23 protein-coding genes are annotated in these 25,810 nt (G+C 65.2%); 11 read left to right on the top strand and 12 right to left on the bottom strand.

Annotated features, from left to right (window positions below; translation table 11 throughout):
• Positions 1-35: 35 nt before the first annotated feature.
• The 6 genes from GU920_RS03115 to glpD all read right to left on the bottom strand — a co-directional run bounded on the left by GU920_RS03115 (position 36) and on the right by glpD (position 5,941).
• Complete coding sequence (locus GU920_RS03115; protein WP_161766500.1) at positions 36-317, bottom strand: DUF2160 domain-containing protein; 282 nt, start codon at positions 315-317, stop codon at positions 36-38.
• Between the two features lie 119 nt (positions 318-436).
• Complete coding sequence (locus GU920_RS03110; RefSeq protein WP_161765502.1) at positions 437-1,240, bottom strand: carbohydrate ABC transporter permease; 804 nt, start codon at positions 1,238-1,240, stop codon at positions 437-439.
• Position 1,241: 1 nt separating this feature from the next.
• Positions 1,242-2,114 carry a carbohydrate ABC transporter permease gene (locus GU920_RS03105; protein WP_161765501.1) on the bottom strand — a complete coding sequence of 291 codons (873 nt, stop codon included), beginning with the start codon at positions 2,112-2,114 and terminating at the stop codon, positions 1,242-1,244.
• Complete coding sequence (locus GU920_RS03100; protein WP_161765500.1) at positions 2,114-3,196, bottom strand: ABC transporter ATP-binding protein; 1,083 nt, start codon at positions 3,194-3,196, stop codon at positions 2,114-2,116. Before GU920_RS03100 ends, GU920_RS03105 begins: the two co-directional genes overlap by 1 nt.
• Positions 3,197-3,199: 3 nt before the next feature.
• A complete protein-coding gene (locus GU920_RS03095) occupies positions 3,200-4,288 on the bottom strand; it encodes an ABC transporter ATP-binding protein (RefSeq protein ID WP_161765499.1) in 1,089 nt (362 codons plus the stop codon).
• 9 nt (positions 4,289-4,297) lie between these two features.
• Positions 4,298-5,941 carry a glycerol-3-phosphate dehydrogenase gene (glpD, locus tag GU920_RS03090; protein ID WP_161765498.1) on the bottom strand — a complete coding sequence of 548 codons (1,644 nt, stop codon included), beginning with the start codon at positions 5,939-5,941 and terminating at the stop codon, positions 4,298-4,300.
• A gap of 230 nt (positions 5,942-6,171) precedes the next feature.
• On the opposite strand from glpD, the gene GU920_RS03085 reads away from it, so the two are divergent.
• Positions 6,172-6,951, top strand: a complete 780-nt coding sequence (locus GU920_RS03085; protein ID WP_161765497.1) for a DeoR/GlpR family DNA-binding transcription regulator — start codon at positions 6,172-6,174, stop codon at positions 6,949-6,951.
• A 15-nt stretch (positions 6,952-6,966) separates the two neighbouring features.
• On the opposite strand, the gene GU920_RS03080 is transcribed toward GU920_RS03085, so the two are convergent.
• The 3 genes from GU920_RS03080 to xrtD form a co-directional block, all read right to left on the bottom strand.
• Complete coding sequence (locus tag GU920_RS03080) at positions 6,967-7,920, bottom strand: glutathione S-transferase family protein (protein WP_161765496.1); 954 nt, start codon at positions 7,918-7,920, stop codon at positions 6,967-6,969.
• On the bottom strand, positions 7,920-8,732 hold the full coding sequence (locus GU920_RS03075) for a VOC family protein (RefSeq protein ID WP_161765495.1): 813 nt from the start codon (positions 8,730-8,732) through the stop codon (positions 7,920-7,922). Before GU920_RS03075 ends, GU920_RS03080 begins: the two co-directional genes overlap by 1 nt.
• A gap of 150 nt (positions 8,733-8,882) precedes the next feature.
• Positions 8,883-10,382 carry a VPLPA-CTERM-specific exosortase XrtD gene (xrtD, locus tag GU920_RS03070; protein WP_235933026.1) on the bottom strand — a complete coding sequence of 500 codons (1,500 nt, stop codon included), beginning with the start codon at positions 10,380-10,382 and terminating at the stop codon, positions 8,883-8,885.
• Between the two features lie 220 nt (positions 10,383-10,602).
• On the opposite strand from xrtD, the gene GU920_RS03065 reads away from it, so the two are divergent.
• From GU920_RS03065 to GU920_RS03020, 10 genes are all read left to right on the top strand, one after another.
• Positions 10,603-11,511, top strand: a complete 909-nt coding sequence (locus tag GU920_RS03065; RefSeq protein ID WP_161765493.1) for an ExeA family protein — start codon at positions 10,603-10,605, stop codon at positions 11,509-11,511.
• Between the two features lie 110 nt (positions 11,512-11,621).
• Complete coding sequence (locus GU920_RS03060; RefSeq protein WP_161765492.1) at positions 11,622-12,740, top strand: glycosyltransferase family 4 protein; 1,119 nt, start codon at positions 11,622-11,624, stop codon at positions 12,738-12,740.
• An 18-nt stretch (positions 12,741-12,758) separates the two neighbouring features.
• Positions 12,759-13,541 carry a YdcF family protein gene (locus tag GU920_RS03055; RefSeq protein WP_161765491.1) on the top strand — a complete coding sequence of 261 codons (783 nt, stop codon included), beginning with the start codon at positions 12,759-12,761 and terminating at the stop codon, positions 13,539-13,541.
• A 193-nt stretch (positions 13,542-13,734) separates the two neighbouring features.
• A complete protein-coding gene (locus tag GU920_RS03050) occupies positions 13,735-14,778 on the top strand; it encodes an NAD-dependent epimerase/dehydratase family protein (RefSeq protein ID WP_161765490.1) in 1,044 nt (347 codons plus the stop codon).
• Positions 14,775-16,040 carry a Vi polysaccharide biosynthesis UDP-N-acetylglucosamine C-6 dehydrogenase TviB gene (gene tviB, locus GU920_RS03045; RefSeq protein ID WP_161765489.1) on the top strand — a complete coding sequence of 422 codons (1,266 nt, stop codon included), beginning with the start codon at positions 14,775-14,777 and terminating at the stop codon, positions 16,038-16,040. The genes GU920_RS03050 and tviB overlap by 4 nt, the downstream gene beginning before the upstream one ends.
• 47 nt (positions 16,041-16,087) lie before the next feature.
• Entirely contained in the window at positions 16,088-17,053 is a 966-nt protein-coding gene (locus GU920_RS03040) for a glycosyltransferase family 2 protein (protein ID WP_161765488.1), read from the top strand.
• Positions 17,050-18,162 carry a glycosyltransferase gene (locus GU920_RS03035; RefSeq protein WP_161765487.1) on the top strand — a complete coding sequence of 371 codons (1,113 nt, stop codon included), beginning with the start codon at positions 17,050-17,052 and terminating at the stop codon, positions 18,160-18,162. Before GU920_RS03040 ends, GU920_RS03035 begins: the two co-directional genes overlap by 4 nt.
• Complete coding sequence (locus GU920_RS03030; RefSeq protein WP_161765486.1) at positions 18,159-19,406, top strand: glycosyltransferase; 1,248 nt, start codon at positions 18,159-18,161, stop codon at positions 19,404-19,406. Before GU920_RS03035 ends, GU920_RS03030 begins: the two co-directional genes overlap by 4 nt.
• The gene (locus tag GU920_RS03025) at positions 19,399-20,508 is read left to right on the top strand and encodes a glycosyltransferase family 4 protein (RefSeq protein WP_201743957.1); all 1,110 of its coding nucleotides are present in this window, start codon (positions 19,399-19,401) and stop codon (positions 20,506-20,508) included. Before GU920_RS03030 ends, GU920_RS03025 begins: the two co-directional genes overlap by 8 nt.
• 38 nt (positions 20,509-20,546) lie before the next feature.
• Positions 20,547-21,545 carry an EpsG family protein gene (locus GU920_RS03020; protein ID WP_161765485.1) on the top strand — a complete coding sequence of 333 codons (999 nt, stop codon included), beginning with the start codon at positions 20,547-20,549 and terminating at the stop codon, positions 21,543-21,545.
• Here GU920_RS03020 and GU920_RS03015 read toward each other — a convergent pair.
• The 3 genes from GU920_RS03015 to GU920_RS03005 form a co-directional block, all read right to left on the bottom strand.
• Positions 21,542-22,162 (bottom strand): YdcF family protein, encoded by a 621-nt coding sequence (locus tag GU920_RS03015; protein WP_161765484.1) that lies wholly within the window; start codon positions 22,160-22,162, stop codon positions 21,542-21,544. The genes GU920_RS03020 and GU920_RS03015 overlap by 4 nt on opposite strands.
• Before the next feature lie 70 nt (positions 22,163-22,232).
• Complete coding sequence (locus GU920_RS03010; RefSeq protein ID WP_328799228.1) at positions 22,233-22,910, bottom strand: sugar transferase; 678 nt, start codon at positions 22,908-22,910, stop codon at positions 22,233-22,235.
• A gap of 337 nt (positions 22,911-23,247) precedes the next feature.
• Positions 23,248-25,722: a tetratricopeptide repeat protein gene (locus GU920_RS03005; protein ID WP_161765483.1), complete on the bottom strand. Its 2,475-nt coding sequence runs from the start codon at positions 25,720-25,722 to the stop codon at positions 23,248-23,250.
• Positions 25,723-25,810 lie beyond the last annotated feature (88 nt).

Genomic DNA, 25,810 nt, shown 5'->3' with positions numbered 1-25,810 from the left:
CGCATCCGGCCCCCCCGGCGCTGTCATGCCTTGGATCACACCCAGCGGAACACCGCTGCCGCATAGATCAGGCAAAGGATCAGCGCGCCCCAGAGGGGAGCACCGAAGAAGAAGAGCCAGCCCAGGCAAATGAAGGCCGAACCCAAGAGCGATATGAAAAGCCGGTCGCCGCGCGTCGTTTCGATGCGCAGGATGCCGCGACGGGGCGTTTCGGGATAGCGGATCGCCAGCAGCGTGAAGAGGATGAGCAGGCTGCCGATCACGAAGAAGAACAGCGCCACCGGGAAGGTCCATGCCATCCAGCCGCCGGGGACCATGGGGGCGAACCAGTCGATCCCCTCTTCCGTGCGCGGTGTGGCGGCGATCAGCGCCGCGAGGATGGCGGCGAGGATGCCTGCGGTGATGAGGTAGATGGTGTTCCAGCGGGAGGCGGTCATCACACCCTTCCCAGGGCGAAGCCCTTGGCGATGTAGTTGCGGACGAAATAGATCACCAGCGCGCCGGGGATGATGGTGAGGACGCCCGCGGCGGCGAGCACGCCCCAATCCATGCCCGAGGCAGAGACGGTTCGGGTCATTGTGGCAGCGATGGGCTTGGCGTTCACCGATGTGAGCGTGCGCGAGAGCAGCAGTTCCACCCATGAGAACATGAAGCAGAAGAAGGCCGCGACGCCGATTCCGCTGGCGATCAGGGGCATGAAGATCTTGATGAAGAAATGCCCAAAGCTGTAGCCGTCGATATAGGCGGTCTCGTCAATTTCCTTGGGCACGCCGCGCATGAAGCCCTCAAGAATCCAGACCGCGAGGGGGACGTTGAAGAGGCAATGCGCCAAGGCCACGGCGATGTGGGTGTCGAAAAGCCCGACTGACGAATAGAGTTGGAAGAAGGGCAGCGCGAAGACGGCAGGCGGGGCCATGCGGTTCGTGAGCAGCCAGAAGAACAGGTGTTTGTCGCCCATGAAGCTGTAGCGCGAGAAGGCATAGGCGGCGGGCAGGGCCACGGTGATGGAGATGACCGTGTTCATCACCACATAGATGATCGAATTCACATAGCCCATATACCACGACGGATCGGTCAGGATCACCGCATAGTTCCGCAGGGTGAATTCGTGCGGGAAAAGGGTGAAGGTCGATGTGATCTCGGTATTGGTCTTGAAGCTCATGTTCACGAGCCAATAGATCGGGATCAGCAGGAACAAGAGGTAAAGCGTCATCACAAGGGCGGAGCCGCGCAGGCGCATGTTACTTGCCCTCCTCTTTGTCGAGATTGGTCATCACCGTGTAGAAGACCCACGACACCAGCAGGATCACAAGGAAATACATGATCGAGAAGGCGGCGGCGGGGCCGAGGTCGAACTGACCGATGGCCATCTTCACAAGGTCGATGGACAGGAAGGTGGTGGAGTTGCCCGGTCCGCCGCCGGTGACGACGAAGGGTTCGGTGTAGATCATGAAGCTGTCCATGAAGCGTAGAAGGACCGCGATCAGCAGGACGCCCGCCATCTTGGGCAGTTCGATGTAGCGAAACACAGCCCAGCGCGAGGCCTGATCGACGCGGGCGGCTTGATAATAGGCCTGCGGGATGGATTGCAGGCCAGCATAGCACAGAAGCGCCACCAGCGATGTCCAGTGCCAGACATCCATGACGATGACCGTGATCCAGGCATCAAGCGGATCGTTGGTGTAGTTGTAGTCGATCCCAAACTCGGCGAGGTAATGGCCAAGAAGGCCGATATCCACGCGCCCGAAGATCTGCCAGATGGTGCCCACGACGTTGAAGGGGATCAGGAGCGGCAGCGCCATCAGCACAAGGGAGACCGATGCCCAGAAGCCCTTTTTCGGCATGTTGAGCGCGATGTAGATGCCCAAGGGCACCTCGATCGCGAGGATGATGGCAGAGAAGAGGATCTGACGACCGAGCGCCTCGTGCAGGCGGTCGGAGGTGACCATCTCTTCGAACCATTCCATCCCGGCCCAGAAGAATTCGTTGTTCCCGAAGGTGTCGTTCAGCGAATAGTTGACCACCGTCATCAGCGGGATCACCGCCGAGAAGGCCACGATCACGAGGACGGGCAGGACGAGGAACCAGGCCTTGTTGTTCTGGGTCTTTTCCATCAGACGGCCCCCCCGGCGGGCGCGACGCGCCAGTCGTCGGCATAGACATTGATGCGTTCGGGCGTGAAGCGGACATGGGTCAGGCTGGCGCCTACAGCCATGCCTTCGGGCGCGATGACATTGACGGGCGTGCCCGCGACCTCGCCCCGGATGATGCGGTGGCGGCCCACGTCTTCCACCCGGCGGATGGTGATGGGCAGGCCGTCGCCTTCGGTCAGGACGGCATATTCCGGGCGGATGCCGATCTGGGTGCGGCCCGTGATTGGCCCGTAGGCCGCACCCAGCGGGACGGCGGCGCCTTGCAGATGCGCGGTGCTGCCCCGGATTTCTGCCGGAAGGATGTTCATCCCCGGGGATCCGATGAAATAGCCCACGAAGGTATGGGCGGGGGTTTCGAACAGGTCTTCGGGCGTGCCCATCTGGACCACACGGCCGTCATACATGACCACGACCTTGTCGGCGAAGGTCAGCGCCTCGGTCTGGTCATGGGTGACGTAGATCATCGTATGGCCAAACTCGCGGTGCAGCTGTTTCAGCTGGGTCCGCAATTCCCACTTCATATGCGGGTCGATCACGGTGAGCGGTTCGTCGAAGAGGATGGCATTCACATCCTCGCGCACCATGCCGCGGCCAAGGGAGATCTTCTGCTTGGCATCGGCCGTCAGGCCGCGCGCCTTGCGGTCAAGGATGTGGTCCATCCCGATCATGGTGGCGATCTGGGACACGCGCGCCTTGATATAGGCCGCGTCCATGCCCCGGTTGCGCAAGGGGAAGGCGAGGTTGTCGCGCACCGTCATCGTGTCGTAGACGACCGGGAACTGGAAAACCTGCGCGATGTTGCGTTCGGCGGTTTCGGCATCGGTCACATCACGATCCCCGAACAGCACGCGGCCCTGGCTGGGCTTGAGCAGACCGGAGATGATGTTGAGAAGCGTGGTCTTGCCGCAGCCGGACGATCCCAGAAGCGCATAGGCGCCCCCGTCCTGCCAGACATGATCCATCTGTTTCAGGGCGAAGTCATGGTCGCCGCGCGGGTTGGCGTGGTAGCTGTGGGCAAGGTTCTTGAGCGTGATCTGGGACATGGTTCAGGCCGCCGCCGCATAGGCCGCGGGCGCAGCAAGGCGCCCGTCGGCATCAAAGATGTAGACATGGGCGGGGTCGAGCCAGACGCTGACCTCGGTCCCCGGCTGCAGGTCATGCACGCCATGGACAAGGCCCACCCAGCGGTCGCCGCCATGGGCGAGGTGCAGGAAGGTTTCCGATCCCGTGATCTCGGACACGCCGAGCGTGCAGCGGAAGGCAACGGCGCCCCCGGCATGGCTGTGCAGGTGCAGGTGGTTTGCGCGGAACCCGGCGGTGTAGACACCATCCGGCAGGGCGGCAAGGGCGCCATCCGCCGGGACGGTCGCCTCGCCCCCGAAATTGATGCGCTGGCCCTGTTTGGTGCAGGCGACGAAGTTCATCGGCGGATCGCTGAAGACCCGCGCCGTGGTGGCGTCGGCCGGCTGGCGATAGACCTGCGGTGTGGGGCCGAATTGGGTGACGCGGCCCTCCCACAGCGTGGCGGTGTTGCCGCCCAGAAGCAGCGCCTCTTCGGGTTCGGTGGTGGCATAGACGAAGATCGCGCCGGATTCTTCGAAGATGCGGGGGATTTCGGCGCGCAGTTCCTCGCGCAGTTTGTAGTCGAGGTTGGCCAGCGGTTCATCGAGCAGGACGAGGCCCGCCCCTTTCACCAGTGCGCGGGCCAGCGCGCAGCGCTGCTGCTGGCCACCCGAAAGCTCCAGCGGTTTGCGGTCGAGCATGGGGGTGAGTTTCAGCATCTCCGCCGTTTCGCGCACGGCGCGGTCGATCGCGGCGCGGTCCTTGCCCATCAGGCGCAGGGGCGAGGCGATGTTTTCATAGACCGTCAGGCCGGGGTAGTTGATGAACTGCTGATAGACCATGGCGACCTTGCGATCCTGCACGCGGACGCCCGTCACATCCTGCCCGTGCCACATCAGGCGGCCGGTGCTGGGCGCGTCGAGCCCCGCCATCAGACGCATGAGCGAGGTCTTGCCCGAAAGCGTGGGGCCCAGAAGGACGTTCATCGTCCCCTTTTCCAGCGTCAGCGTCGTGGGGTGGATGTGCATCTGCCCCTTCACGACACGGCTGACGGCTTGCAGTTCCAGAGCCATCTATCCCCCTCATTCCGCCGCGGGGCTGATCGCCCCGTGGTTGGCCACGCTTGCCATGAAGGCATCCAACGCAGCGATCTGTTCCGCGGTCATCCGCAGGCCAAGCTTGGTGCGCCGCCAGACGATATCGGCGGCGGCGCGGGCAAATTCATGGGTCATGAGCCAGCGCACCTCGGCCTCGGTCAGGGTGGCGCCGAAATCGCGGCCCAGATCGGCGGCGCTGCGGGCCGCACCCAGCATGGTCTCGGCTTCGGAGCCATAGGCGCGGATCAGGCGCGCGGCCCAGTAATCGGTGAGGAACGGGAAACGCGCCCGCAGCGCGGCGGTCAGCGCGGCCACCCCGTCATGCGGGAAATCCCCGCCGGGCAGGGCGACGCGGGCCGTCCATGGCCCGGTGGCCTGCGGGAAGAAGGGGGTCAGCTTTTCAAGCGCGGATTCGGCAAGGCGGCGGTAGGTGGTGATCTTGCCCCCGAACACGTTCAAGAGCGGCGCACCGTTTTCGTCCAGCGACAGCACATAATCCCGCGTGGCCGCCGTGGCCGACTTGGCCCCGTCATTGTAAAGGGGCCGCACGCCGGAATAGGCCCAGACGACATCTGCCACCGTCACCGGCTTGGCGAAGTACTGGCTGGCGAAGTTCAGCAGGTAATCGCGTTCCTCATCGGTGCAGGCGGCATCCTTGGGGGCGCCCTTGTGATCCTTGTCGGTCGTGCCGATCAGGGTGAAATCCTGTTCGTAGGGGATGGCAAATATGATGCGTCCATCCGTGCCCTGGAAGAAATAGCAGCGGTCGTGATCGTAGAGCTTTTTCGTCACGATATGGCTGCCGCGCACGAGACGGACGCCTTCGGACGAATTGATGCGCGCCACGTTGCGGATCACATCCTCGACCCATGGCCCGCCCGCATTCACAAGCGCGCGGGCCTGGAAGGTCTGGCTGCCGTCGGGGCCATCGGTCACGATCTGCCACAGGCCATCCACCCGGCTGGCCGAAACTACGCGGGTTCGGGTCATCACCGTGGCCCCGCGCTGCGCCGCGTCGCGGGCGTTCAGCGAGACGAGCTTGGAATCCTCCACCCAGCAGTCGGAATATTCGTAGGCGTGGCGGAAGCGGGGTTGCAGCGGCTTGCCCGCCGCATCGCGGGTCAGGTCCAGCGTGCGGGTGGCAGGCAGGATCTTGCGCCCCCCCAGCGTGTCATACAGGAACAGCCCCAGCCGGATCAGCCAGGCCGGGCGGCGGCCCTTCATCCACGGCATCAGGCGGGCAAGCAGCCTGCCGGTGGGGGTGTCGCCTTCGAACCGCATGTCGGGGTGATAGGGCAGCACGAAACGCATCGGCCAAGAGATGTGCGGCATGGCGACCAGCAGCGTTTCGCGTTCCTCCAGCGCTTCGCGCACCAGCCGGAACTCGAAGTATTCCAGATAGCGCAGGCCGCCGTGAAACAGTTTGGTCGAGGCCGACGAGGTGGCCTGCGCCAGGTCGCCCTGTTCGGCCAGCACCACAGAAAGCCCGCGGCCTGTGGCATCGCGCGCGATCCCGCAGCCGTTGATGCCGCCGCCAATAATGAAGAGGTCGGCCGCAGCGGGCCCTGTCTTCGTGTTCACGCCAGTCTCCTCCCTAGCGGTTGAGAGGTTGGTACGAATCCTACGCATTGGTCAATCCACTTTTTTCGCTTTTGCGCGATTTAATAAAAAGCGAACATTGGCGCACGGCATGATTGCTGTATGTCCTGATTTCTCAAGGGTTTGTGATTGAATCGCGCAATTTCGCGCTGCGCTGCGGCACGGTTTCCGCGTGCGCGCGCAGAAACTTTTCCGGCTTGATCGCTTTCGCGACCTTCTCGAAACTGCACGGTCATCCGGCGAAGGAAAAGGAACGCGCGATGGCGCTGAGCTTTCGGCAGAGCGAGATTCTGGAGATTGCCCGCGCCGAAGGCCGGGTGGTGGTCGAGGATCTGGCCCAGCGTTTCGACGTCACGCTGCAGACGATCCGGCGCGACCTGACCGAGCTTGCCGATATGGGGCATCTGGACCGGGTGCATGGCGGGGCGGTGCCGCGCACGGGGGTGACGAACCTTGGCTATGAGCAGCGCCGCCAGATGAACGAAGGCGCTAAGGCCGCCATCGCGCGGGCCTGCGCGGCGGCGATCCCCGAGAACTGTTCGCTGATCATGAACCTTGGCACCACGACCGAGGCGGTGGCGCGCGAACTTTTGCACCATCGCAACATCACGGTGGTGACCAACAACATGAATGTGGCCAATACGCTGGCCGCCAATCCCGGGTGTGAGATCATGGTGGCGGGCGGCGCGCTGCGGCGGTCTGATGGCGGGCTGGTGGGCGAGTTGACGACGCAGTTCTTCGAACAGTTTAAGGTGGATTATGCCGTGATCGGCGCCTCGGCGCTGGATCAGGATGGCGACATGCTGGATTTCGATCTTGCCGAGGTGCGGGTGTCCAAAGCGATCATCCGGCAGGCGCGCAAGGTGTTTCTGGTCTGCGACCATTCCAAGCTGGACCGGTCGGCGCCGGCGCGTCTTGCCTCGCTGTCCGAGATCACCATGCTGTTCACTGACCGGCCCCTGCCGCCGGAACTCGCCCGCAAATGCGCCGAATGGGGGACGCGGGTGGTGGTGGCAGAGACGGCACCGCCCCGGCCCTGATCCGGGGGCGCGGGATTAGCCCTGCGCCCCGTCCAACCAGCCCAGTTCGGGGCCGAGCGGGACGATCCCGGACGGGTTGAGCGCCTTGATCGAATAGTACCCCCGCTTGATGTGGCCGATATCCACCGTGCTGGCCATGCCGGGCAGTTGGTAGATACGCTGCGCATAGGCCGACAGATGGGGATAATCGGCCAGACGGCGCAGGTTGCACTTGAAGAGCCCGTGATAGGCGGCATCGAAGCGCACCAGCGTGACGAAGGCGCGGATGTCGGTTTCGGTGAACCGATCCCCGTGAAGCCACGGCCGCCCGTCCGACATGCGGGCCTCCAGCGCGTCAAGCGTGGCAAAGACGTCGTGGAAGGCCTCGTCATAGGCGATCTGGGTGGTGGCAAAGCCCGCGCGGTAGACGCCGTTGTTCAGCGCGGGATAGATCGCGTCGTTCAGGGCGTCGATCTGGGGCGCGAGATCGGCGGGATAAAGGTCCGGCCCCCGGGCCAGCGCGCCGAAGCCTGTGTTGAACATGCGCAGAATATCAGCGCTTTCGTTGTTCACGATGGTGCCTGTCGCCTTGTCCCACAGGACCGGCACGGTCGCGCGCCCGTTCACGCCTGGATCGGCGCGCGTATAGATTTCGTGCATGTAGGTGGCGCCGTTAACGGGATCGGCCCCGGCGGCAAAGCGCCAGCCTTGATCTGTCAGCTCCGGCTCCACGATCGACAGGCTGATCGCGTCCTCCAACCCCTTCAGCTTGCGCGCCATCAGGGTGCGGCTTGCCCAAGGGCAGATCAGCGCGACATAGAGGTGATAGCGCCCCGCCTCGGCGGCAAAGCCGCCCCGGCCCGTCGGCCCCGGCGCGCCATCGGGCGTCACCCAGTTGCGGAAGCTGGACACCTGCCGCACGAAGCCGCCCTTTTCATCCTTGGCCTGAACCGGGTCCCATTTGGCAACCCATGTGCCGTTCACAAGCATCAGCGTTTCTCCGTCACGTCGATCCGGGTGCCCCATGGATCAGAAAGCGCGGTGGCGCCGCCAGTCCGGGCGGTGATGGCGGCGCGGGCGGCAGGATCGGCGCGCAATTCCACCGCCGCCAGCCCGGTCGAGGGGTGGTCGCGGCGCCCCGCGCCCCGGCTGTTCCAGACATTGGCGGCGAAATGGTGGTGATACCCACCCGCGCCGAAGAAGGCCGCGCCGGGGTAATGCGCGGTGATCGCAAAGCCCAGCGTTCCGGCATAGAAGGATTCGGCCTGCGGGACATCGCCCACCTGCAGGTGGACATGCCCTACGACCGTGCCGGCGGGGGCCCCGGTCCAAGGCGCATCTGCGGCGGCGGCCAGATCGTTCAGGTCCAGCGGATCGGTCGTCATGCGGATCGCCCCATCTGCCCCGGTCCAGGACGCGCGCGGGCGGTCGGCATAGACCTCGATCCCGTTGCCTTCGGGATCGGCGAGATAGATCGCCTCGGACACCTTGTGATCCGACATGCCCTGCACGGGCAGGCGCGTCGCCGCCGCATGGTGCAGCCAGCGGCCGAGCGCCGCCCGGTCGGGCAGCAGGAAGGCGGTGTGGAACAGCCCCGCTTCGCGCGGCCCGCGGGGACGCGCCGCCGGATCGGCGATCAGCGTGACCAGCGCCGCGTGATCCGTGCCGAGCGTCACCTCGGTGCCGTCGGAGGCCAGCACCGACAGGCCCAGCGCACGGGTGTAGAAATCGGTCAGCCCGGGCAGATCATGCACGGTCAGGCTGACGCGCCCGATTTCCATGGGGGCGGTGGCGGTGCTCATCGCGGGTCTCCTGATGATCGCGGCGGATAGCGGGGAGTATGGCCGCGACCGGCCTGCAATACAAAGCGCGCCGCCGCACAGGGTCTGTGCTGGTGGGGCTTGTTCCGGGGGATGGCCCGCCTGCGGTGCAGGCAGGGCAGGGGTGGGGGATCAGACCGGGCCGGGGAAGAAGCGGGGCAGGCGGCTGTCAAGCGCGCGCGCCATGTCCTGCAGGCGCAGGTCGGCGGCGGCCTCTGTCTCGCCCCGCGCGATGGGGGTGACAAGGCGCACCAACCCGCCATCCTTGCGGCCGTGAACGAAACTGTCCCAGAACAGCCAGAGCTTCGATCCGAAATCCCACGCCACCTGCCGCCCGTTCTGCACGAAATAGTAGTAGACAAGCAGGCGATCCTCACCCCGCTGAATGACGGCGCGGTTGATGGGGAAGGGTTTCTGAATACCGAGGTCCGGCCCGATGTCGCGCCGGATGAAGGAGGCGAATTCCCAGCCGGAGTTCGGTAGGCAAATCTCTGGCGAATGGGCGCCGCTGACCGTCTGGTCGCGGAACCACGCGGCAAACACCTCCACCTCTTCTCCGGCCGCGTTGCGATAGTTGCGAAGGCTGTAATCCTGCGCGTTGAGCGCCCTAGCCACCGCCGGATCCAGGTAGATCGGCGCCTCGCCTGACCAGTTGCCGATATGGGTCGGGAAAGACGCCAGTTCCGCCCGTGGCGGCTCCACCGTGCGGATCGTTGGGAAGGTTTGCCACAGGATCGCTGCGCCCATCGTCAGGATGGCCATCCCTGCCAGCGCGCGCGACGGCTCGATCAACTGGATGCGCCGGGCCTGCGCAGCCAGGCCCGAGAAATCCAGATCCAGCGCATCGACCAACCCCATCTTGTCTGGGCGGAACATCAAAAGTAGTCGGGCCAGTCCGAACAACATCAGCACGGACAGAACAAAGATCACCCAGCCTTCGAAGAAATGCGAAAAGCCCTCCAGATGCGCGGGTCCCTGATACTGCACGATCATTCCGGCAATCGCGATCCGCGCCGAATTCATCACCACCGCAATCGGGGCGGCAGAGAGCAGCAAGATACCTTTCGTCACCAGCGACCCATGGAAAAGAATCGCGAAGATGTAGGAGAAGCTCAGGATCGGGAACAGATAGCGAAGGCCGGAGCAGGCCTCGGCCACATGCAGTTTGATGACGCCCAGGTCGATGATGTAGCCGTCCAAGAAGACCGGCACGTTCATCAGTCGTAGCAGCCAGACCCCCAGTTCCGCCGAGATCAGCTGCAACGTGATCGACACCTGATAGTAGATCGTCGTTGGTAGCGGCATCATGAAGAACAGGTGAAGGATCGGCGGCCAGAAGCGCCGCCCCTGCTGCCAGCCGAAACAGATGAGCAGGATCGCGCCAAACCATAGGATCATCGCCGCCGCCGTCACCATCGGCGTTTCAACCATCTGCCCCGCCAGCCCAAGCGCGATCGACAACCCCATCAGCGCCACGCCCGGCTGGCGGTTCAATGGGCCGCTCATGACCGGTTCGGTCTTCAACTGGCGCAAGAACAAAAGGCCCGACAAGACCGGGATCAGCGGCCCATGGCTATACTCTGGCGTCTGCCAGACCGTGATCAGAAGCAGTATGCCTGGCCAGAACAACATCACCGCACCGAGCAAGGCCACTGCCAGCCAGACCAGCCCCATAGCTGGAACCCGGAGACGTGCGAAAAGCGGAGGGGTGCCGTCCGAGCTGTGCATTATTCTGTCGCGCTTGATTAATTTGATTTAATTTGACGATACTACAGGCCACAAGGGGGGGGAAGCAAACAGGTTGGGGTCATGCCCCGGCCATGGAAGACCTTTGAAAGGGGCGAGTGGGCGGATGGGTAGCATCCTTGATATCTACACGGGATACTTCGGTCTCAGCGCCCGGCCCTTTGCCATCGCGCCCGATCCTGACATGCTGTACTGGTCGAATGCGCATCGTCGGGCCTATTCGCTTATGGAATATGCCATCGTCACGCGTGCGCCGATCACGCTGGTGACGGGCGAGGTGGGATCCGGCAAGACGCTGCTGGTGCAGCATTTGTTGCGCAATGTGGGCGATGACGTGGTCTTCGGGCTGGTCAGCCAGGTGCGCGGCAAGGCCGAGGATGTGCTGCCGTGGGTGCTTTTGGCGCTGGGCGAGCCGGCCGAGCCGGAAGATACGATGGTGGATCTCTTCTCGCGCTTCGAAGAGCGGTTGATCCGGGAATATGCCGCAGGCCGCAGGGTGGTGCTGGTCTTTGACGAGGCGCAGAACCTGTCGGATACGGCGCTGGAACAGATTCGCACCCTGACCAATATGAACACCGGCACGGACGAACTGCTGCAGGTGTTCCTTGTCGGCCATTCCAGCCTGAAGGAACGAATCGTCGGCACCATCCTGCAACCTCTGGCGCAGAGGATCGGGGCGGCCTGCCACCTGCCTGCGATGGATGCCGAAACGACGGGCGAGTATGTGCGCCACAGGCTGCGCTCGGTGGGCGGAAACGACGACATCTTTACCGATGATGCCGTGGATCTGGTGCATGAACATTCCGGCGGGCTGGCACGGCTGGTGAACCAGTTGTGCGATTTTTCGATGGTCTATGCCTTCAGCAAGGGCAACCCGCAGGTGGACGACCTGACCGTGATGCAGGTCATCAATGATGGCGTGTTCTTCGCCGGTCAGGCCCTGCTGCCCCCGGCGGCGCGGGAAGAGGTGATGCATATCCCCGTGTTCCGTTCGCGCGCGACACCGCAGGACTGACCGATGCGGCGCGCGGTTCGGGCAGGGCCGCCGTGCGGGCCTTTGGCATGGCTGTCAGCATGACTGAGGGGATAGCTGAGGGCATATCTGAGGGCAGGACTGGGGGCAGGATGCATGTCCTGATCACCGTGAATGCGGCTTGGAACATCTGGAACTTTCGCCGTTCGCTGGTGGCCACGCTGATCGCGGCAGGGCATCGCGTCACCGTTCTAGCCCCACCGGATGGGACGGTGGCCGAACTGGAACGCTCCGGATGCCGGTTCCTTCCCCTTGAGATGGACGTGCGCGGGTTGAACCCCCTGTCCGATCTTGCGCTGATGCGGCGGTTCCGCGCGATCTTTCGGCAGGAAAAGCCGGATGTCGTGTTGGGCTTCACAATTAAGAACAACATCTTCGGCGCCATGGCGGCGCGCTCCGTGGGCGTGCCTTTCATCCCCAACGTGACCGGGCTTGGCACCGCCTTCCTGTCCGGCGGCCTGTTGCAGCGGGTGGCCGAGGCGCTGTACCGCCGGGCGTTCGGCGGGGTGCCGGTGGTGTTCTTCCAGAATGACGAGGATCGTGACCTGTTCGTCGGGCGCGGTCTGGTGCGGTCGGGGCAGGCGCAGGTGTTGCCGGGATCAGGGATCGACCTTGACCGGTTCCAGTTCGCGCCGATGCCGCAGAACGGGATCGGGTCGCCCGTCTTTCTGATGGTGGCGCGGCTCTTGCGGGACAAGGGTGTTCTGGAATTCGTCGAGGCCGCCCGTCGCATCCGGGCCGAGCGGCCAATGGTGCGGTTTCAGCTTCTGGGTCCGGCGGGCGCCGAGAACCGCAGCGCCATTCCCGTGGATGATGTGCAGGCTTGGGTTGCCGAAGGCTGTGTCGAATATCTGGGCACCAAGGAGGATGTCCGCCCTTACCTGCGCGCCGCCGATTGCGTGGTCCTGCCCTCGTACCGCGAGGGTGCGCCGCGCACCCTGATTGAAGCGTCGGCCCTCGGGCGCCCGGTGATTGCCACGGATGTGCCGGGGTGCCGGGCCGTGGTGGAGGAGGGCGTGACGGGCTTTCTCTGCGCGGTGCGCAGCGCCGAAAGCCTGACGGATGCGATGCGGCGCTACCTCGACCTGTCCGATGCCGCGCGCGCCGGGATGGGGGCAGCGGCGCGGCGCAAGATGGAACGGGACTATGACGAGGCGCATGTCCTGCGCGCCTATATGGCGGCGATCCGGCTCGTGACCGGGCAGGGATAGGGCAGGGATAGGCCAGTCATGGATACGGCGCTGTTCCTGTTGGGAAAGCTGGTCGGGCTGATCTTGCGGGCCGAGACATGGCTTGTCCTGCTGGCGCTGCTGGTGGTTGTGGCGCAGGCGCGGGGGCGGGCGCGCCTTGGCCTTTGGGCGGGTTGCGCCCTTCTGGCTTTGCTCGTCGGCCTGACGGTGCTGCCCGTCGGCGCGCTGTTGCTGCGCCCGCTGGAGGCCGCTTATCCCGCCGAACCGCCGCTGACCGATGTGGCGGGGATCATCGTTCTGGGCGGGTCGGAGGATGTGCAGGCCAGCCGCGCGTGGGGCGGGGTGCAACTGCGGGCGTCGGGCGAACGTCTGGCGGCGGGGGCGGAACTGGCGCGGCGCTTTCCCCGGGCGCGTGTGCTTTTGCTGGGTGGCGGGGGCGCGCTGCGCGATCTGGGGGGGCCAATGGTCAGCGAGGCCTCGGTGGGGGCCGAATTCCTGCGCAGGCAGGGCGTGGCCGAGGCGCGCCTGACGCTGGAGGAACGGTCGCGCAACACCGCCGAGAACGCGGCGCGCGGTCTGGCAGAGGTCGCAGCCCGCGAGGGCGAGGTCTGGGTGCTGGTTACCAGCGCCTATCACATGCCACGGGCGATGCGTAGCTTCGCCGCGGCCGGGTGGCCCGACGTGGTGGCCTATCCGGTGGATTTCCGCAGCCTGCCCTTCGGCGCGGGCCTTGGTTGGAACCTGCCCGAAAACATGGACGCGCTGAACATCGCCCTGCGGGAATGGGTGGGCGGCGCCGCCTATCGCCTGACAGGCCGCTGACCCGCGGCGCGGGGCCCCTGCGCCAGCCATGGCTGCCCGGAAATGCGACACCAATCAGGATGTTGCCCCTGTGAGGGCGCGTTCGGGCCACGCCGTCGGGATGTCCCGGAAAGGTCTTTTAACTGTCGTTAATGAACACTAAGGTCTGCCGGAAAACGGCCCGGACCGGGCCGGCACGGGTGACGACAGAGGTATGCGGGTGGCAGAACAGGTGAAGGCAGACGGACGGCGGGTGTTGATCACCGGGACGGCCGGTTTCATCGGGTTCCATCTGGCGCGCCTGCTGCTGGACGAAGGGTTCCGCGTGCATGGCTATGACGGGATGACCGATTACTATGACGTGCGCCTGAAGCAGCGCCGTCATGCCATGCTGCTGCAACATCCTGGTTTTTCCGCCGATGAGGCCTTGCTGGAGGATCAGGCGCGCTTTGACGCGGTGGCCGATGCATTTCGGCCGGATGTGATCGTCCACCTCGCCGCGCAGGCGGGCGTGCGCTACAGCCTTGAAAACCCGCGTGCCTATCTGGATGCCAATGTCATCGGCACCTTCAACGTGATGGAGGCGGCGCGGCGGCTGCAGGTCACGCATCTGCTGATGGCTTCCACCTCGTCGGTCTATGGCGCGAACGAGGACATGCCCTTTGCCGAGACGGACAAGGCCGACACCCAGCTGACGATCTATGCCGCGACGAAGAAGGCGACGGAAAGCATGGGCCATGCCTATGCCCATCTGTGGCACCTGCCCACGACGATGTTCCGCTTCTTCACCGTCTATGGCCCGTGGGGGCGGCCTGATCTGGCGCTGTTCAAGTTCGTGGATGCGATCCTCGAGGGGCGGCCGATCGACATCTACAACCACGGCGACATGTATCGCGATTTCACCTATGTCGATGATCTGGTGCGCGCGATCCGCCTGCTGATCGACGCAGTGCCGGTGCGGCCCGAGACGCCCGATGCGGTGGCTGCGGGCGACAGCCTGTCGCCGGTCGCGCCCTATCGGGTGGTCAATATCGGCAATTCCGACAAGGTCCGCCTGCTGGATTTCGTCGATGCGATCGAGGAGTGCCTCGGGCAGAAGGCGATCCGCAATTACATGCCCATGCAGATGGGCGATGTTCCCGCCACATGGGCCGACGCCACGCTTCTGCAGCGTCTGACGGGATACCGCCCGCAGACCGATTTCCGCGACGGCATCGCCCGCTTCGTCGGCTGGTTCCGGGAGTATTACGGGAAATGACCGCCCCTATCGCCATCATCGGGCTGGGTTATGTGGGCCTGCCGCTTGCGGTGGAGTTCGGCAAGCACCGCCCCGTCATCGGGTTTGACATCAACGCGGCCCGGATCGCGGCGCTGCGGGCCGGGCAGGATCACACGCGCGAGGTGGAGGCAGAGGAGCTCGCCGCCGCCCTGCACCTGACCTTCAGCGCGGATCCAGAGGCGCTGCGGGCGGCCACCACCTTCATCGTCACCGTTCCCACCCCGATCGACAGCCACAAGCGCCCCGATCTGACACCGCTTCTGCGCGCGTCGGAAACCGTGGGGCGTGCCCTGAAACCCGGCGATCTGGTGATCTACGAATCCACCGTCTATCCCGGCGCGACGGAAGAGGATTGCGTCCCCGTGCTGGAGCGCATGTCGGGCCTGCGCTTCAACGTGGATTTCCATTGCGGCTATAGCCCCGAACGCATCAACCCCGGCGACAAGGCGCATCGGCTGACCACCATCCTCAAGGTCACGGCCGGTTCGACGCCCGAAGCGGCAGAACGGGTGGATGCGCTTTATGCCAGCATCATCACGGCAGGCACCTACAAGGCAGACTCGATCCGCGTGGCCGAAGCCGCCAAGGTGATCGAGAACACGCAGCGCGATCTGAACATCGCGCTGGTCAACGAACTGGCCATCATCTTCTACCGCATGGGGCTGGATACCGATGCCGTCCTGCGCGCGGCGGGGACGAAGTGGAATTTCCTGCCCTTCCGCCCCGGTCTGGTGGGCGGCCACTGCATCGGGGTGGACCCCTACTATCTGACGCACAAGGCCGAGGCGCTGGGCTATCACCCGCAGGTCATCCTTGCCGGACGGCGGATCAATGACGGGATGGGCAGCTATGTGGCGGGCCAGATGGTGAAGGCCATGCTGAAGAAGCGCATCCAGGTGGATGGCGCGCGGGTTCTGGTGCTGGGCCTGACGTTCAAGGAAAACTGCCCCGACCTGCGCAACACGCGGGTGGTGGATGTGATCCGCGAGTTGCAGGATTTCGGCGTCCGCGTTGATGTATACGACCCGTGGGTGGACCCGGCCGAGGCGCGGGCGGAATACGGGCTGAACCCGGTGACCACGCCCGAAAACGGCGCCTATGACGGCATCATCCTCGCCGTCGCGCATGACGCTTTCCGCCACGAAGGCGCCGCCCGCCTGCGCGCCTATGGGCGGGGCGTGCACGTGTTCTGTGACCTGAAGAGCATCTTCGCGCGCGGTGAGAGTGATCTGAGGTTGTGATGGGTGATCGGCAGCCCTCTACAGACAATGATGGAGTGGAACGGGAAATGAAGCTTTCCATCGCCATGGCCACATACAACGGGGCAAAGTATCTACGCGCGCAGTTGGATAGCTTTGCCGCGCAAAGTCGTCTGCCGGATGAAGTGGTTATTTGCGATGATGGATCGCGCGATGCGACCGTGGACATCCTTCGCGATTTTGCCGGTTCGGCACCGTTCGAGGTTCGGGTCATCCAGAACGAGACGAACCTCGGCTTCGTGCGGAACTTCGAGAAAGCACTTTCGCTCTGCACGGGTGATATCATCCTTTTGAGCGATCAGGATGATGTTTGGCTGCCAGAGAAGCTGGCGACGGTGGAACGCACTTTCCTTGCCGATCCGCGCGCCATGTCCACGATCAATGATATGATCATAACGGACCAGGACCTCCGGCATCAGAACGTCACGCTGCTTGGAAACATCCGCAGGACCGGGTTTGGTGAGAACCGCTTCATTGCAGGGTGCTGTACGGCAATTCGTCGTGACATGCTGCAGGCGCTTTTGCCTTTCCCGGCGGATCACTTCGCCCATGACAGTTGGATCGGTGACATGTGTGTGGCATTCGGGGTGCGCCGTCTCATCGACTCGCCCATGCAACTCTATCGGCGTCACGGGTCAAATGAATCCCAATGGCTGCTGAGCGAACCGCGCGAGGTGTCGAAGTTCGAAGCAGTCGTGAGCGCTGGGCTTGCGTCACCTTTGAAGGGCTGGCAACCGTATATGCAGCGCCTTGAGATCATGCGGTGCCGCATTCTGGACAATCGAGCTTCGTTTGAACGTATCGGTCTTTTCGACGAGGTCGAGCCTGCCCTTTCATGGATAGCTGCTGAAGCGGGGCGCTATGGTGGCCGCATCCACCTCCTTTCGCTTCCCCGCTACCGACGCTGGATGTCTGTTATCGGGTTCTGGATGCGCGGCGGCTACCGCCGCTTTTCCGGCTGGAAAAGCGCCGTCAAGGACATGATCCGGCCGTGAGCGGGCAGGGCCACAGGCGGCAGGTTCTGCATGTGTTGACCGCGCTGGATTTCGGCGGGGTGGAATCGCAGATGCGCCTGATCGCCGACCGTGGGGCTGCCTCGCGCTGGCCCCGCGCTTTTCTTGCCATAGGTGGGGGCGGCGCGGTGCTTGATGCTCTGCATCGTCTGGGGGCCGAGGCGGGCGCGCTGGGCTGTGCGGCGCGTATCCCTTCGCCTGCTGCTGCATGGGCGCTCTGGCGGCACTTGCGCCGGACGCGGCCCGCCATCGTGCACCTGCACGGGGCCGAGGCAAATTTCCACGGAACTCTCGCCGCCCGGCTGGCAGGGGTACCCGTCGTGATTGCAGAAGAGATCGGCATCCCACGTCACTCTGCGCGTGCGCGCCGCACCTTCGCGCAGCTCTACCGCCGCTGTGACCGTGTGGTCGCCATCTCGCAGGCGGTGAAGGACAGCCTGATTTTGCTGGGCGAGGCGACCGAGGCGCAGGTGGAGGTGATCCACAATCCCTTTCAACCACAGCCCTTCTATTGGCTGCCGCCGCGCGGGGCCGCGCTGGAACTGGGCTTTGTCGGGCGGCTGGAGCCGGTGAAGAACCCCATGGCTGCGATTGAGGCAGTGGCGATCCTGCGCGCCCAAGGAATGGCGGCGCGGCTGCGCCTTGTGGGTGACGGCAGCCTGCGCCCGGCGCTCGTACAGCGGATTGCTGAACTGGGGCTGGAGGACGCAGTCACGCTCTGCGGCTTCGATCCGGATCCCTTCGCCCGTCTGGTGGGATGCCATGTCTACCTTCAGCCTTCGCTGACGGAAGGCTTCGGCCTTGCCGTCTGCGAGGCGATGTCGGCAGGTCTTCCTGTGATCGCCTCGGCCGTGGGCGGTGTGCCCGAAATCATCAACCATGGCCAGACCGGCTGGCTTCTGCTCAAGCCCGACGCCGCCGCTCTGGCCGACGCGATCACTGCGGTGCAAGCGATGGATGCGGCGGATGTGCAGGCCATCGCCAAACGGGCGGCGGATCATGTTGTGGGGCGCTTTTCCATCCCTGCCTACCTCGCGCGGTGCGATGCGCTGTATGACCGGCTGGCGCTGGCGGCGGGGGTGGGGCGGTGACTTACCCCGATCTCAACCCGCGCCGGATCCTGTTTATCACCTGGGATGGCCCGCAAACCCGGTATCTGGAGCGGCTGTTCCTGCCGATCCTGGCTGGGCTGGCCCTGCACGGCCATAGGGTGCATGTCCTGCAATTCAGCTGGGCCGCGACGGCGGCAGAGGCGGCGGTGGGGGCCGAGCGCGTGGCGCTCTGCGCGGCGGCTGGCATTCCCTACCGCCAGCAGGCGATCTGGCGCCGCCCAAGCGGGCTGGGACCGTTCCTCTCGGCCGCGCTGGGGGCGCGGGCGATCCGCCGCGCGGTGGCCGATTGGGGCATCGACACGCTGATGCCGCGCAGCCTGATGCCTGCGCTGGCCGTGCTGCGCCTGCGCCCGGCGGAACGGGCGGGGCTGCGGATCGTCTTCGATGCCGATGGTCTGCCCGCCGATGAACGGGTGGAGTTTGGCGGTCTGGCCCCCTATAGCGCGACCTATCGCATCCTCCGCGATATCGAGGCGCAGATGTTGCGCCGCGCCGACGCGGTGCTGGTCCGCACCGCCGAGGCGCGCGATGTGGCGCTGGCTCGCGCCGGGGCGGCGCTGACCGCTGACCGCTGTCATGTGGTTCCGAACGGCGTGGACCCCGCCCCCTTTGCCGCCGCGCAGCGAGAGCGGGCAGGGCGGGGCGAGGATGGTTTCGTCCTTGGTTATAGCGGGTCGATCGGGGCGCAGTACCGTCTGCCCGAGATGATCGACCTCGCCCTGCGCCTGAAGTCCGAGATGTCCGATCTGCGCTTCCGTCTGCTGTCCCCGGCGCAAGAGGCGATCCGACAGGCGCTGGACGGGCGGGGACTGTCGGGTGCGGGCTGGATAGAGACGCGCACCGTTGCCCCGCCTGATGTGCCAGGCGAGTTAGTGCGCTGCGATCTGGGGTTGGCCCTTCGGGCACCGTCCTTTTCGATGCGGGCGGTCGCGCCGATCAAGATCGGGGAGTATCTGATGGCGGGTGTGCCAGTGCTGGGGACGCCTGGTATCGGCCTGACTGCGGCACTGGAGGCAGAGGGTGTTTTCCGCTCGGCCGAAGGGGATCTGAGTGGCATCCTGCGCTGGATTAGCCGTGCGGTGCACGACCGCCGCGAAGAGATGCGCTGCGCGGCCCATGCAGCAGGCCTGCGCCATTTTGGTCTGGAGGCGGCAGTGGCACGCTATCAGACGGCGCTGATGGGCCTGCCATCCGCCAATGTCGGGAAGGCGGGCGATGGCTGATCCGCTGCGACTGATGGTTCTGTCGCGCTACGGTCGACTTGGCGCGTCCAGCCGCCTGCGCACCATGCAGTATCGCCCATGGCTGGCGGCGGCAGGCCTGCAGGCGGACTTTGCCTCTTTCTTCAGCGATGAGGATCTGGCCCGAGCCTATGCGGGCCGCGGGCGTGGGCTTTCTGGCGTGACAGCCCTGCTGCGCCGTCTGGGCCAGATACGCGCGGGTGCCGGTGCCGATCTTCTCTGGATCGAGAAAGAAGCGCTGCCATGGCTGCCGTGGATTGTGGAGCGGGCGGTCCTGCCGCATCAGATTCCTTTTGCCGTCGATTACGATGATGCGGTCTTTCATCGCTATGACCGGCACCGCTCGGCCCTCGTGCGCGGGGTGCTGGGGCGCAAATTGGATCGCCTTATGGCTAGTGCGGCGTTGGTGACGGCGGGCAATGCCTATCTGGCCGACCGCGCCCGTGCGGCGGGCGCGCGCTGGGTGGAGATCGTGCCGACCGTGGTGGATGTCACGGCCTATGCCCCGCGCGACTGGCCGACAGAGCATGGTCCTGCGCGGATTGGCCCTGCCCGGATCGGCTGGATCGGATCGCCAAGCACATGGGCAGAATACATGCAGCCCAAGCTGCCGCTGCTCACCGGGGTGGCCGCTGCCGAAGGCGCGCGGCTTCTGGTGATCGGGGCCGGGCGGTGCGCGCCGGACCACCCGCTTCTCGACGCCGAAGCCTGGTCCGAGGCGACCGAGGCCGCCCGCATCCGCGCCATGGATGTGGGCCTGATGCCGCTTACCGATACACCCTGGTCGCGCGGCAAATGCGGCTACAAGTTGATCCAGTACATGGCCAGCGGTGTGCCGGTCATCGCCTCGCCCGTGGGCGTGAACACTGACATCGTGGAGCATGGCGTGAACGGCTTTCTCGCGGGCACGGATGCCGAGTGGCAGGAGGCGCTGGTCCGTTTGCTGCGCGACCCCGCCTTGCGCGCACGGATGGGGCAAGCCGGGCGGCAGCGGGTGGAAGAGCGCTACAGTCTTCAGGTCTGGGGTCCGAGCGTGGCGGCACTTCTGCGGCGGCTTGCGCGCGGCGGGGACGGGGCGCCGTGATCTACGTCGCCGGATATGTGGGAATGATGCTCCTGCGGATGACCCGACTGCGCCCGGGATACAGCCTGCTTCTCTGGGGGCTGTTCCTGTTCTCGGCTTTCCGCTTTGCAGTGGGGTGTGACTGGTTTGGCTACCTTAACCAGTTCGATCTCTACGGCGCCGTGCCTTTGTCCGAGGTCATGACCACCCGAGAACCTATCTGGACGACAATCATCGCACTACAGGCTGGCCTGGGCCTGCCCTACCCCTGGCTGAATGTGATCACCTCGGCCCTGTTCTTCTACGGGGTGCATCGCATGGCGCAGCGGCAGCCGGACCGTCTGGGCTTTCTGGTGCTGCTTTTCCCGGTGCTGATCATCAACATGCCGATGTCGGGCATCCGGCAGGGGGCGGCCATCGGGTTGATGTGTCTGGCCTTTCTTGCCTTTGTTGACCGCCGCCTGATCCGCTTTGTCCTGCTGGTCGTGCTGGCGGCGGGCATCCATTCCAGCGCGGCAGCGTTTCTGCTGCTGGCGCCGATGGTGTCGGGCGGGCTGACGCGCGGGCGCATGGCCCTGTCGGCGATGCTGGCCATTCCGGGCGGGCTTGCGCTTTTGTCCTCGGATGCGGGGGTGATGGCGACGACGCGCTATGTCGATACCGGGATCGACGCGGCAGGCGCGGCCTATCGCGTGGCGCTGTTGGTGCTGACGGCGCTGTGGTTCCTGCTGTTCCTGCGGCGGGGATGGGCGGCAAGTTTTCCGGGCGATTACAAGCTGGTCACCATCGGGGCGCTGATGATGCTGTTCCTGGCCGTGCTTCTGCCGGTGTCCAGCGTGATCGCGGACCGGTTGGGATATTACCTCATTCCCTTGCAGGCCGTCATACTGGCGAGGCTGCCCTTCTTGCCGCTGCGGTCGGGGAGGGCGCTGGCGGTGGCCGCGCCCTATCTGGGGCTCTTGCTGGTGCTGGCGACATGGGCGCTGTTGTCCAGCCATTTCCAGCAATGCTATCTGCCCTATCGCAGCTGGATCTTCGGCCTGCCCGAGGTGTATTAGGGCCCGGCCCCCCCGTTGCAAAGCTGCAGATGCGGGGCCGCCCGGCGGCCTGCGGGGAACAGCGTGGCCACCCATGCGGCGGCGAATTTCACGAATTCCTCCTGCTGCTTTAGGCGATCGTCCGGCGTTTCGGGCGGCGTTGCGCGGTGCAGGCGCACCCCCGGGGGCAGCGCGCGCTGCAGGGTGATGGAGGCGCGCGGCATGTGCGAGGGGGATGTCACCAGCAGCACATCCGTCACATCGCCCTGACCCCGCAGCCAGCAGGCCGTCTCGGCCGCGTTCTGGAAGGTGTCGGCCGCATCCGGCGACAGGCGGATGCGGCCCGCCGCCAAGGCCGCACGCGCCGCATCGGAGAAGCGGAACTGATCGGCGATGGTATCGGGGAACAGGCCCGCCTTGGGGTTCACGCCGCTGATCAGCATCCGCTCGATCCCGCCCAGGTCAAACAGCCGCAGCGCCAGTTCGATACGGTCATATTGCCCTGTGAACACCACGGCGACCGGCACGGATGTGGTCGGCGTGGGCTGCTGGCGGATGCGGAATTCGCCCGCGATCACGCCCAGCAAGAGAAGGCCGGTGACGATCAGCGCGGCGATCGTGCGTCTGAGAATTTCCACGCCTGACCCTGTTCCTGCCTTGATCTTCCCGGCCGAGGCCGGATGACCGGCGCTGCGGGCCTGCGGCGGATCAGCGCCCGCCGAACCCCGTCAGCATCACAAGGAATGTCAGCAGGACGATGCCGCCATCCATGCGCAGCGAACGGTTGCGCACGTATATCGCATCCAGCCGCGCCTTGCGACACACGCTCTTGTAATCATCGGCATAGCCGGCCCGCACCTGCGCCAGGCCGGTGATCCCGGGCAGCACGGCAAAGCGCTGGGCATAGCGCGGGATGGTGCGGATATGGACCACCGCATGGTCCCACGCATCCGGGCGCGGACCCACGATCGCCATTTCGCCGCGCAGAACATTGATCAGATTCGGCAATTCATCCAGCCGCGACTTGCGCAGGATGGCGCCAAGCCGCGTGATGCGGTGGCGATCAAGCGGCGCATCATGCGAGCGCAGTTCGACCTGCGCAGGCAGCATGGTGCGGAACTTCCACATACTGAAGGACGTGCAGCCCTTGCCCATCCGCTTTTGCCGAAAGAACAACGGGCCGGGATTGTAGATGGGGTTCAGCACCAGCAGCACCGCCGCCACAAGCAGGACGAACGGTATGGCGAGGAACACCACTGTCAGGTCGAAGGCACGGGTGATCCATCCACGATGCGGATGCCCCATCGTCGAAAGGGTCGCCTCGTAGAGGCCGGTAGGGGCGACAACATCCGCCCGCATCACATCAAAGCTATCGTCCAATTTCACGTCGTGCCCCTGGCAACTATGGCGGCAGAAGGGCCGTATCAGCCCCATCTCGGAATATACACAAAGGTTAACGAAGGGGATTGTGAAAGTGGTCAGGCGCCGCGCGAATACGGAAAAAATGGGGCGGCACTGGTTCGAAATGGCGGAAAATCGCGCGTCCTGCGCCGATTAATGCCGAAAATTCTCGATTTGTGACAAACGGTTGACGGTCCGTTGCGCGATCCGCGCCCAAAGCAGGGAATCGGGTTCATCCGTTTTTGCATGGATATCCCGCCCGCGTAGAGGCGGTCGGCCAGTCTTCCGCCAGGGGTGAGTGTGACCATGCGCCGATGGCGCGTCAGGGTGTGCTGCTTGGCGCCGGGCTTGGGGGGGTGGCCGGTGCGGAAAGGTTGTCCAGCAGGCTGCGCGCTTGCGCGATTTCGGGATCGGGCGCATCACCTGCCATCGCGATGGCGCGTTCGAGGGCTTCCCGCGCCTCGTCGGTGCGGCCAAGTTCGGCCAGCACGGCGCCGAGATGGTAGTGCACAGAGGCAAGGTCCGGCAGCCCGGCAGCGGCGGATTGCAGGATCGGCAGCGCTGCCTCGGTTTCTCCGTTCAGGTGCAGAAGCCAGCCGTAGGTGTCTTGGAAGGCGGGGGTGGGCGAGGCGCGGAACCGCCGCGCGATGCGCAGGGCACGCTCCAGCGTTTCGGCATCCGTCGCGGTCACCGAAAGCAGGCTGGCCAGATTGTTGGCAATCACCGGATTGCCGCCATTCGCGGCATAAAGCGACTCGTAGATGGCGATGGCACCGGCCAGATCCCCCGCCGTCTGTTTGCGCGCGGCGTCGATCCATTGCAGGTCCAGCGATCCGGGTGCGGCGGCAAGGCCTGCATCCAGCACCGCATCCGCCCCCGCGATATCGCCCTTTGCGACGAGCAGACCATAAAGCTCGCGCGTGGCCGCCTCGTCTGCGGGCGTAGCGGCGAGGATGGTGCGGTAGATCGCGATGGCCTGATCGCTGCGCCCGGCATCCTGATCGAGAAAGGCCTGACGCTGCAGCAAGATGCCATCGTTCGGGGCCTCGGCCAGCGCGGCCTGAAGCACGGCGGCGGCCTCATCGCTGCGGCCTGCATCAGCCAGCGCATCCACCTTCACGATGGTCCATGCCGTCTTGTCGGCGGTGGTGGCCAGTTCCCGGTCGATGATGGCCATGGCGTCATCGAAACGGTCCCGCGCCAGCAGCACCGCGCTTTCCATCTGAGCGGCCAGCGCCAGCGTTTCGGGCGCGGTGGAACTGCGCAGAAGCGTGATGATCTCGGATGCGAGGACCCAGTCCTCTTGCTCGAGCGCGATGGTTGACAGGGCTTGCACCAGCCCTGCATCGGCCGGGTGGCGCTGCCAGGCGCGGTAGAGAACGGATCGCGCGGCATCGCCCCGGCCCTGTTCCTGCAGAAGGCGCCCGTAATCGCGCGCGTAGGCCGGGTTTTCGGGTGCCAGTTCCACCACGCGGCCCAGCGTTTCGGCGGCCAGATCCACCGTGCCGTCGCGCAGATAGGCCTGCGCCAAGCTTTGCAGCAGGCGCGGGTCGTTTGGCGCCTGATTGAGAGCGCTGCGCAGGTCGATGATCGCATCCGACGGGCGATCGCCGGCAATCCGCCAGCCTGCCCGCAGCAGGAGCGCCTCGACATGCGACGGGTCCTGCGCAAGGATCGCGGACACCGTGGCCTCGGCCGTCGCGCGGTCACCCTGGCTGTCCAGCATCGTGGCGTAGAGCGTCTGGATGCGGCGCGTCTGATCAGACGGCTCTGCCGCCGCGATGATGGCGGCAACCTCGGCCATGGCGGCCTCTGCCTCGCCCTGTTCGAACTGGAATGACGCGCGCTTGGCGCGATAGAGATCGGCTTTCGGGGTGCCGTCATTCGCGGCGATAAGTGGGTCAAGCTCGGCCAGCGCGGCCGCCACGCCCTTGGACAGGCGCAGGAAATCGACCACGGCAATATGCCCTTCGGTGGCGTCTGTTGGGGCGCCTGCCCGGTCGCGCAGGAAAGCCTCGGCCCCGGCGAGATCCTGCCGCGACAGATACCATTGCAGGAAATCGGTGGAGAGCTGTTCGTTTCCGACAAAGATCGCGATCATGGCGCGATACTGCGCCTCGATCGCTGTGGGGTCCTGACGGGCCAGAAGGACGCGCAGCTTGGCGTCTTGCATGGTGTAGTCGCGCGGCTGCGCGGCGATGGCGGCCTCGATCAGGGACAGGGCCGCATCTGCCTGATTTGCGGCTACCGCCTGGTCGATGGCGATGCGGCGCAGGGCGGCATCATCGGGGCGGTCTGCGCGCAGCGCCTCGGCCCGGGCGGCGATGTCGCTGCGCCGGGTTTCGTCGCCCGCCACGACGGCGGCCTGATAATCGCGCGCCAGCACCAGTGCCTGAACGCGCGGATCGGCGGCGTTGATCCGCTCGGCCCCGGTCACGGCAGAGGTGAACTCTGTCCACATGCTTTGTGTCAGGGTCAGATCTGCCAGCGCGATCCGGCTTTCCAAATCGTTGGGCTGCAATTCGGCCAGTTCGGTGTATTGCGCATAGGCCCCCGCCAGATCGCCCGACGCAAGCATCAGGCCCGCCAGCGCGCTGCGCGCCTGATGGAATTCGGGCACCAGCGCCACGGCGTTGCGCAATTCGACCAGCGCGCGCGGGGTATCCCCTTCGGCGATCAGTTGCTGGGCCGAGGCGAAATGCTCTTCGGCCTGTTCCTCGGTGCTTTGGCAGGCTGAAACCAGGGCCACGACAAGCAGCGCTGCCGGAAGACGGGGAAACCACGCGGACAGGGACATCCAAGCTCCATCACTTCGCAACACGGGGCCGGCACCCCGCCTTTGCGCAGGCGTACTGGGGCAGACCTGCGGTCAAATCTTCATCACT

It is taken from the genome of Paragemmobacter ruber (assembly GCF_009908315.1).
GTDB classification, from domain to species: domain Bacteria; phylum Pseudomonadota; class Alphaproteobacteria; order Rhodobacterales; family Rhodobacteraceae; genus Paragemmobacter; species Paragemmobacter ruber.
This window is presented reverse-complemented; position numbering and strand designations above follow the sequence as displayed.

Bases quoted from the DNA above. Each gene is read 5' to 3' on its own strand.
- GU920_RS03005 (WP_161765483.1), bottom strand. From the start codon at position 25,722: ATGTCCCTGTCCGCGTGGTTTCCCCGTCTTCCGGCAGCGCTGCTTGTC.
- GU920_RS03095 (WP_161765499.1), bottom strand. From the start codon at position 4,288: ATGGCTCTGGAACTGCAAGCCGTCAGCCGTGTCGTGAAGGGGCAGATG.
- GU920_RS03100 (WP_161765500.1), bottom strand. From the start codon at position 3,196: ATGTCCCAGATCACGCTCAAGAACCTTGCCCACAGCTACCACGCCAAC.
- GU920_RS03115 (WP_161766500.1), bottom strand. From the start codon at position 317: ATGGTCCCCGGCGGCTGGATGGCATGGACCTTCCCGGTGGCGCTGTTC.
- GU920_RS03060 (WP_161765492.1), top strand. From the start codon at position 11,622: ATGCATGTCCTGATCACCGTGAATGCGGCTTGGAACATCTGGAACTTT.
- GU920_RS03075 (WP_161765495.1), bottom strand. From the start codon at position 8,732: ATGAGCACCGCCACCGCCCCCATGGAAATCGGGCGCGTCAGCCTGACC.
- GU920_RS03055 (WP_161765491.1), top strand. From the start codon at position 12,759: ATGGATACGGCGCTGTTCCTGTTGGGAAAGCTGGTCGGGCTGATCTTG.
- glpD (WP_161765498.1), bottom strand. From the start codon at position 5,941: ATGCGTAGGATTCGTACCAACCTCTCAACCGCTAGGGAGGAGACTGGC.
- xrtD (WP_235933026.1), bottom strand. From the start codon at position 10,382: ATGTTGTTCTGGCCAGGCATACTGCTTCTGATCACGGTCTGGCAGACG.
- GU920_RS03085 (WP_161765497.1), top strand. From the start codon at position 6,172: ATGGCGCTGAGCTTTCGGCAGAGCGAGATTCTGGAGATTGCCCGCGCC.
- GU920_RS03065 (WP_161765493.1), top strand. From the start codon at position 10,603: ATGGGTAGCATCCTTGATATCTACACGGGATACTTCGGTCTCAGCGCC.
- GU920_RS03040 (WP_161765488.1), top strand. From the start codon at position 16,088: ATGAAGCTTTCCATCGCCATGGCCACATACAACGGGGCAAAGTATCTA.
- GU920_RS03080 (WP_161765496.1), bottom strand. From the start codon at position 7,920: ATGCTTGTGAACGGCACATGGGTTGCCAAATGGGACCCGGTTCAGGCC.
- GU920_RS03025 (WP_201743957.1), top strand. From the start codon at position 19,399: ATGGCTGATCCGCTGCGACTGATGGTTCTGTCGCGCTACGGTCGACTT.
- GU920_RS03105 (WP_161765501.1), bottom strand. From the start codon at position 2,114: ATGGAAAAGACCCAGAACAACAAGGCCTGGTTCCTCGTCCTGCCCGTC.
- GU920_RS03110 (WP_161765502.1), bottom strand. From the start codon at position 1,240: ATGCGCCTGCGCGGCTCCGCCCTTGTGATGACGCTTTACCTCTTGTTC.
- GU920_RS03050 (WP_161765490.1), top strand. From the start codon at position 13,735: ATGCGGGTGGCAGAACAGGTGAAGGCAGACGGACGGCGGGTGTTGATC.
- GU920_RS03020 (WP_161765485.1), top strand. From the start codon at position 20,547: ATGACCCGACTGCGCCCGGGATACAGCCTGCTTCTCTGGGGGCTGTTC.
- tviB (WP_161765489.1), top strand. From the start codon at position 14,775: ATGACCGCCCCTATCGCCATCATCGGGCTGGGTTATGTGGGCCTGCCG.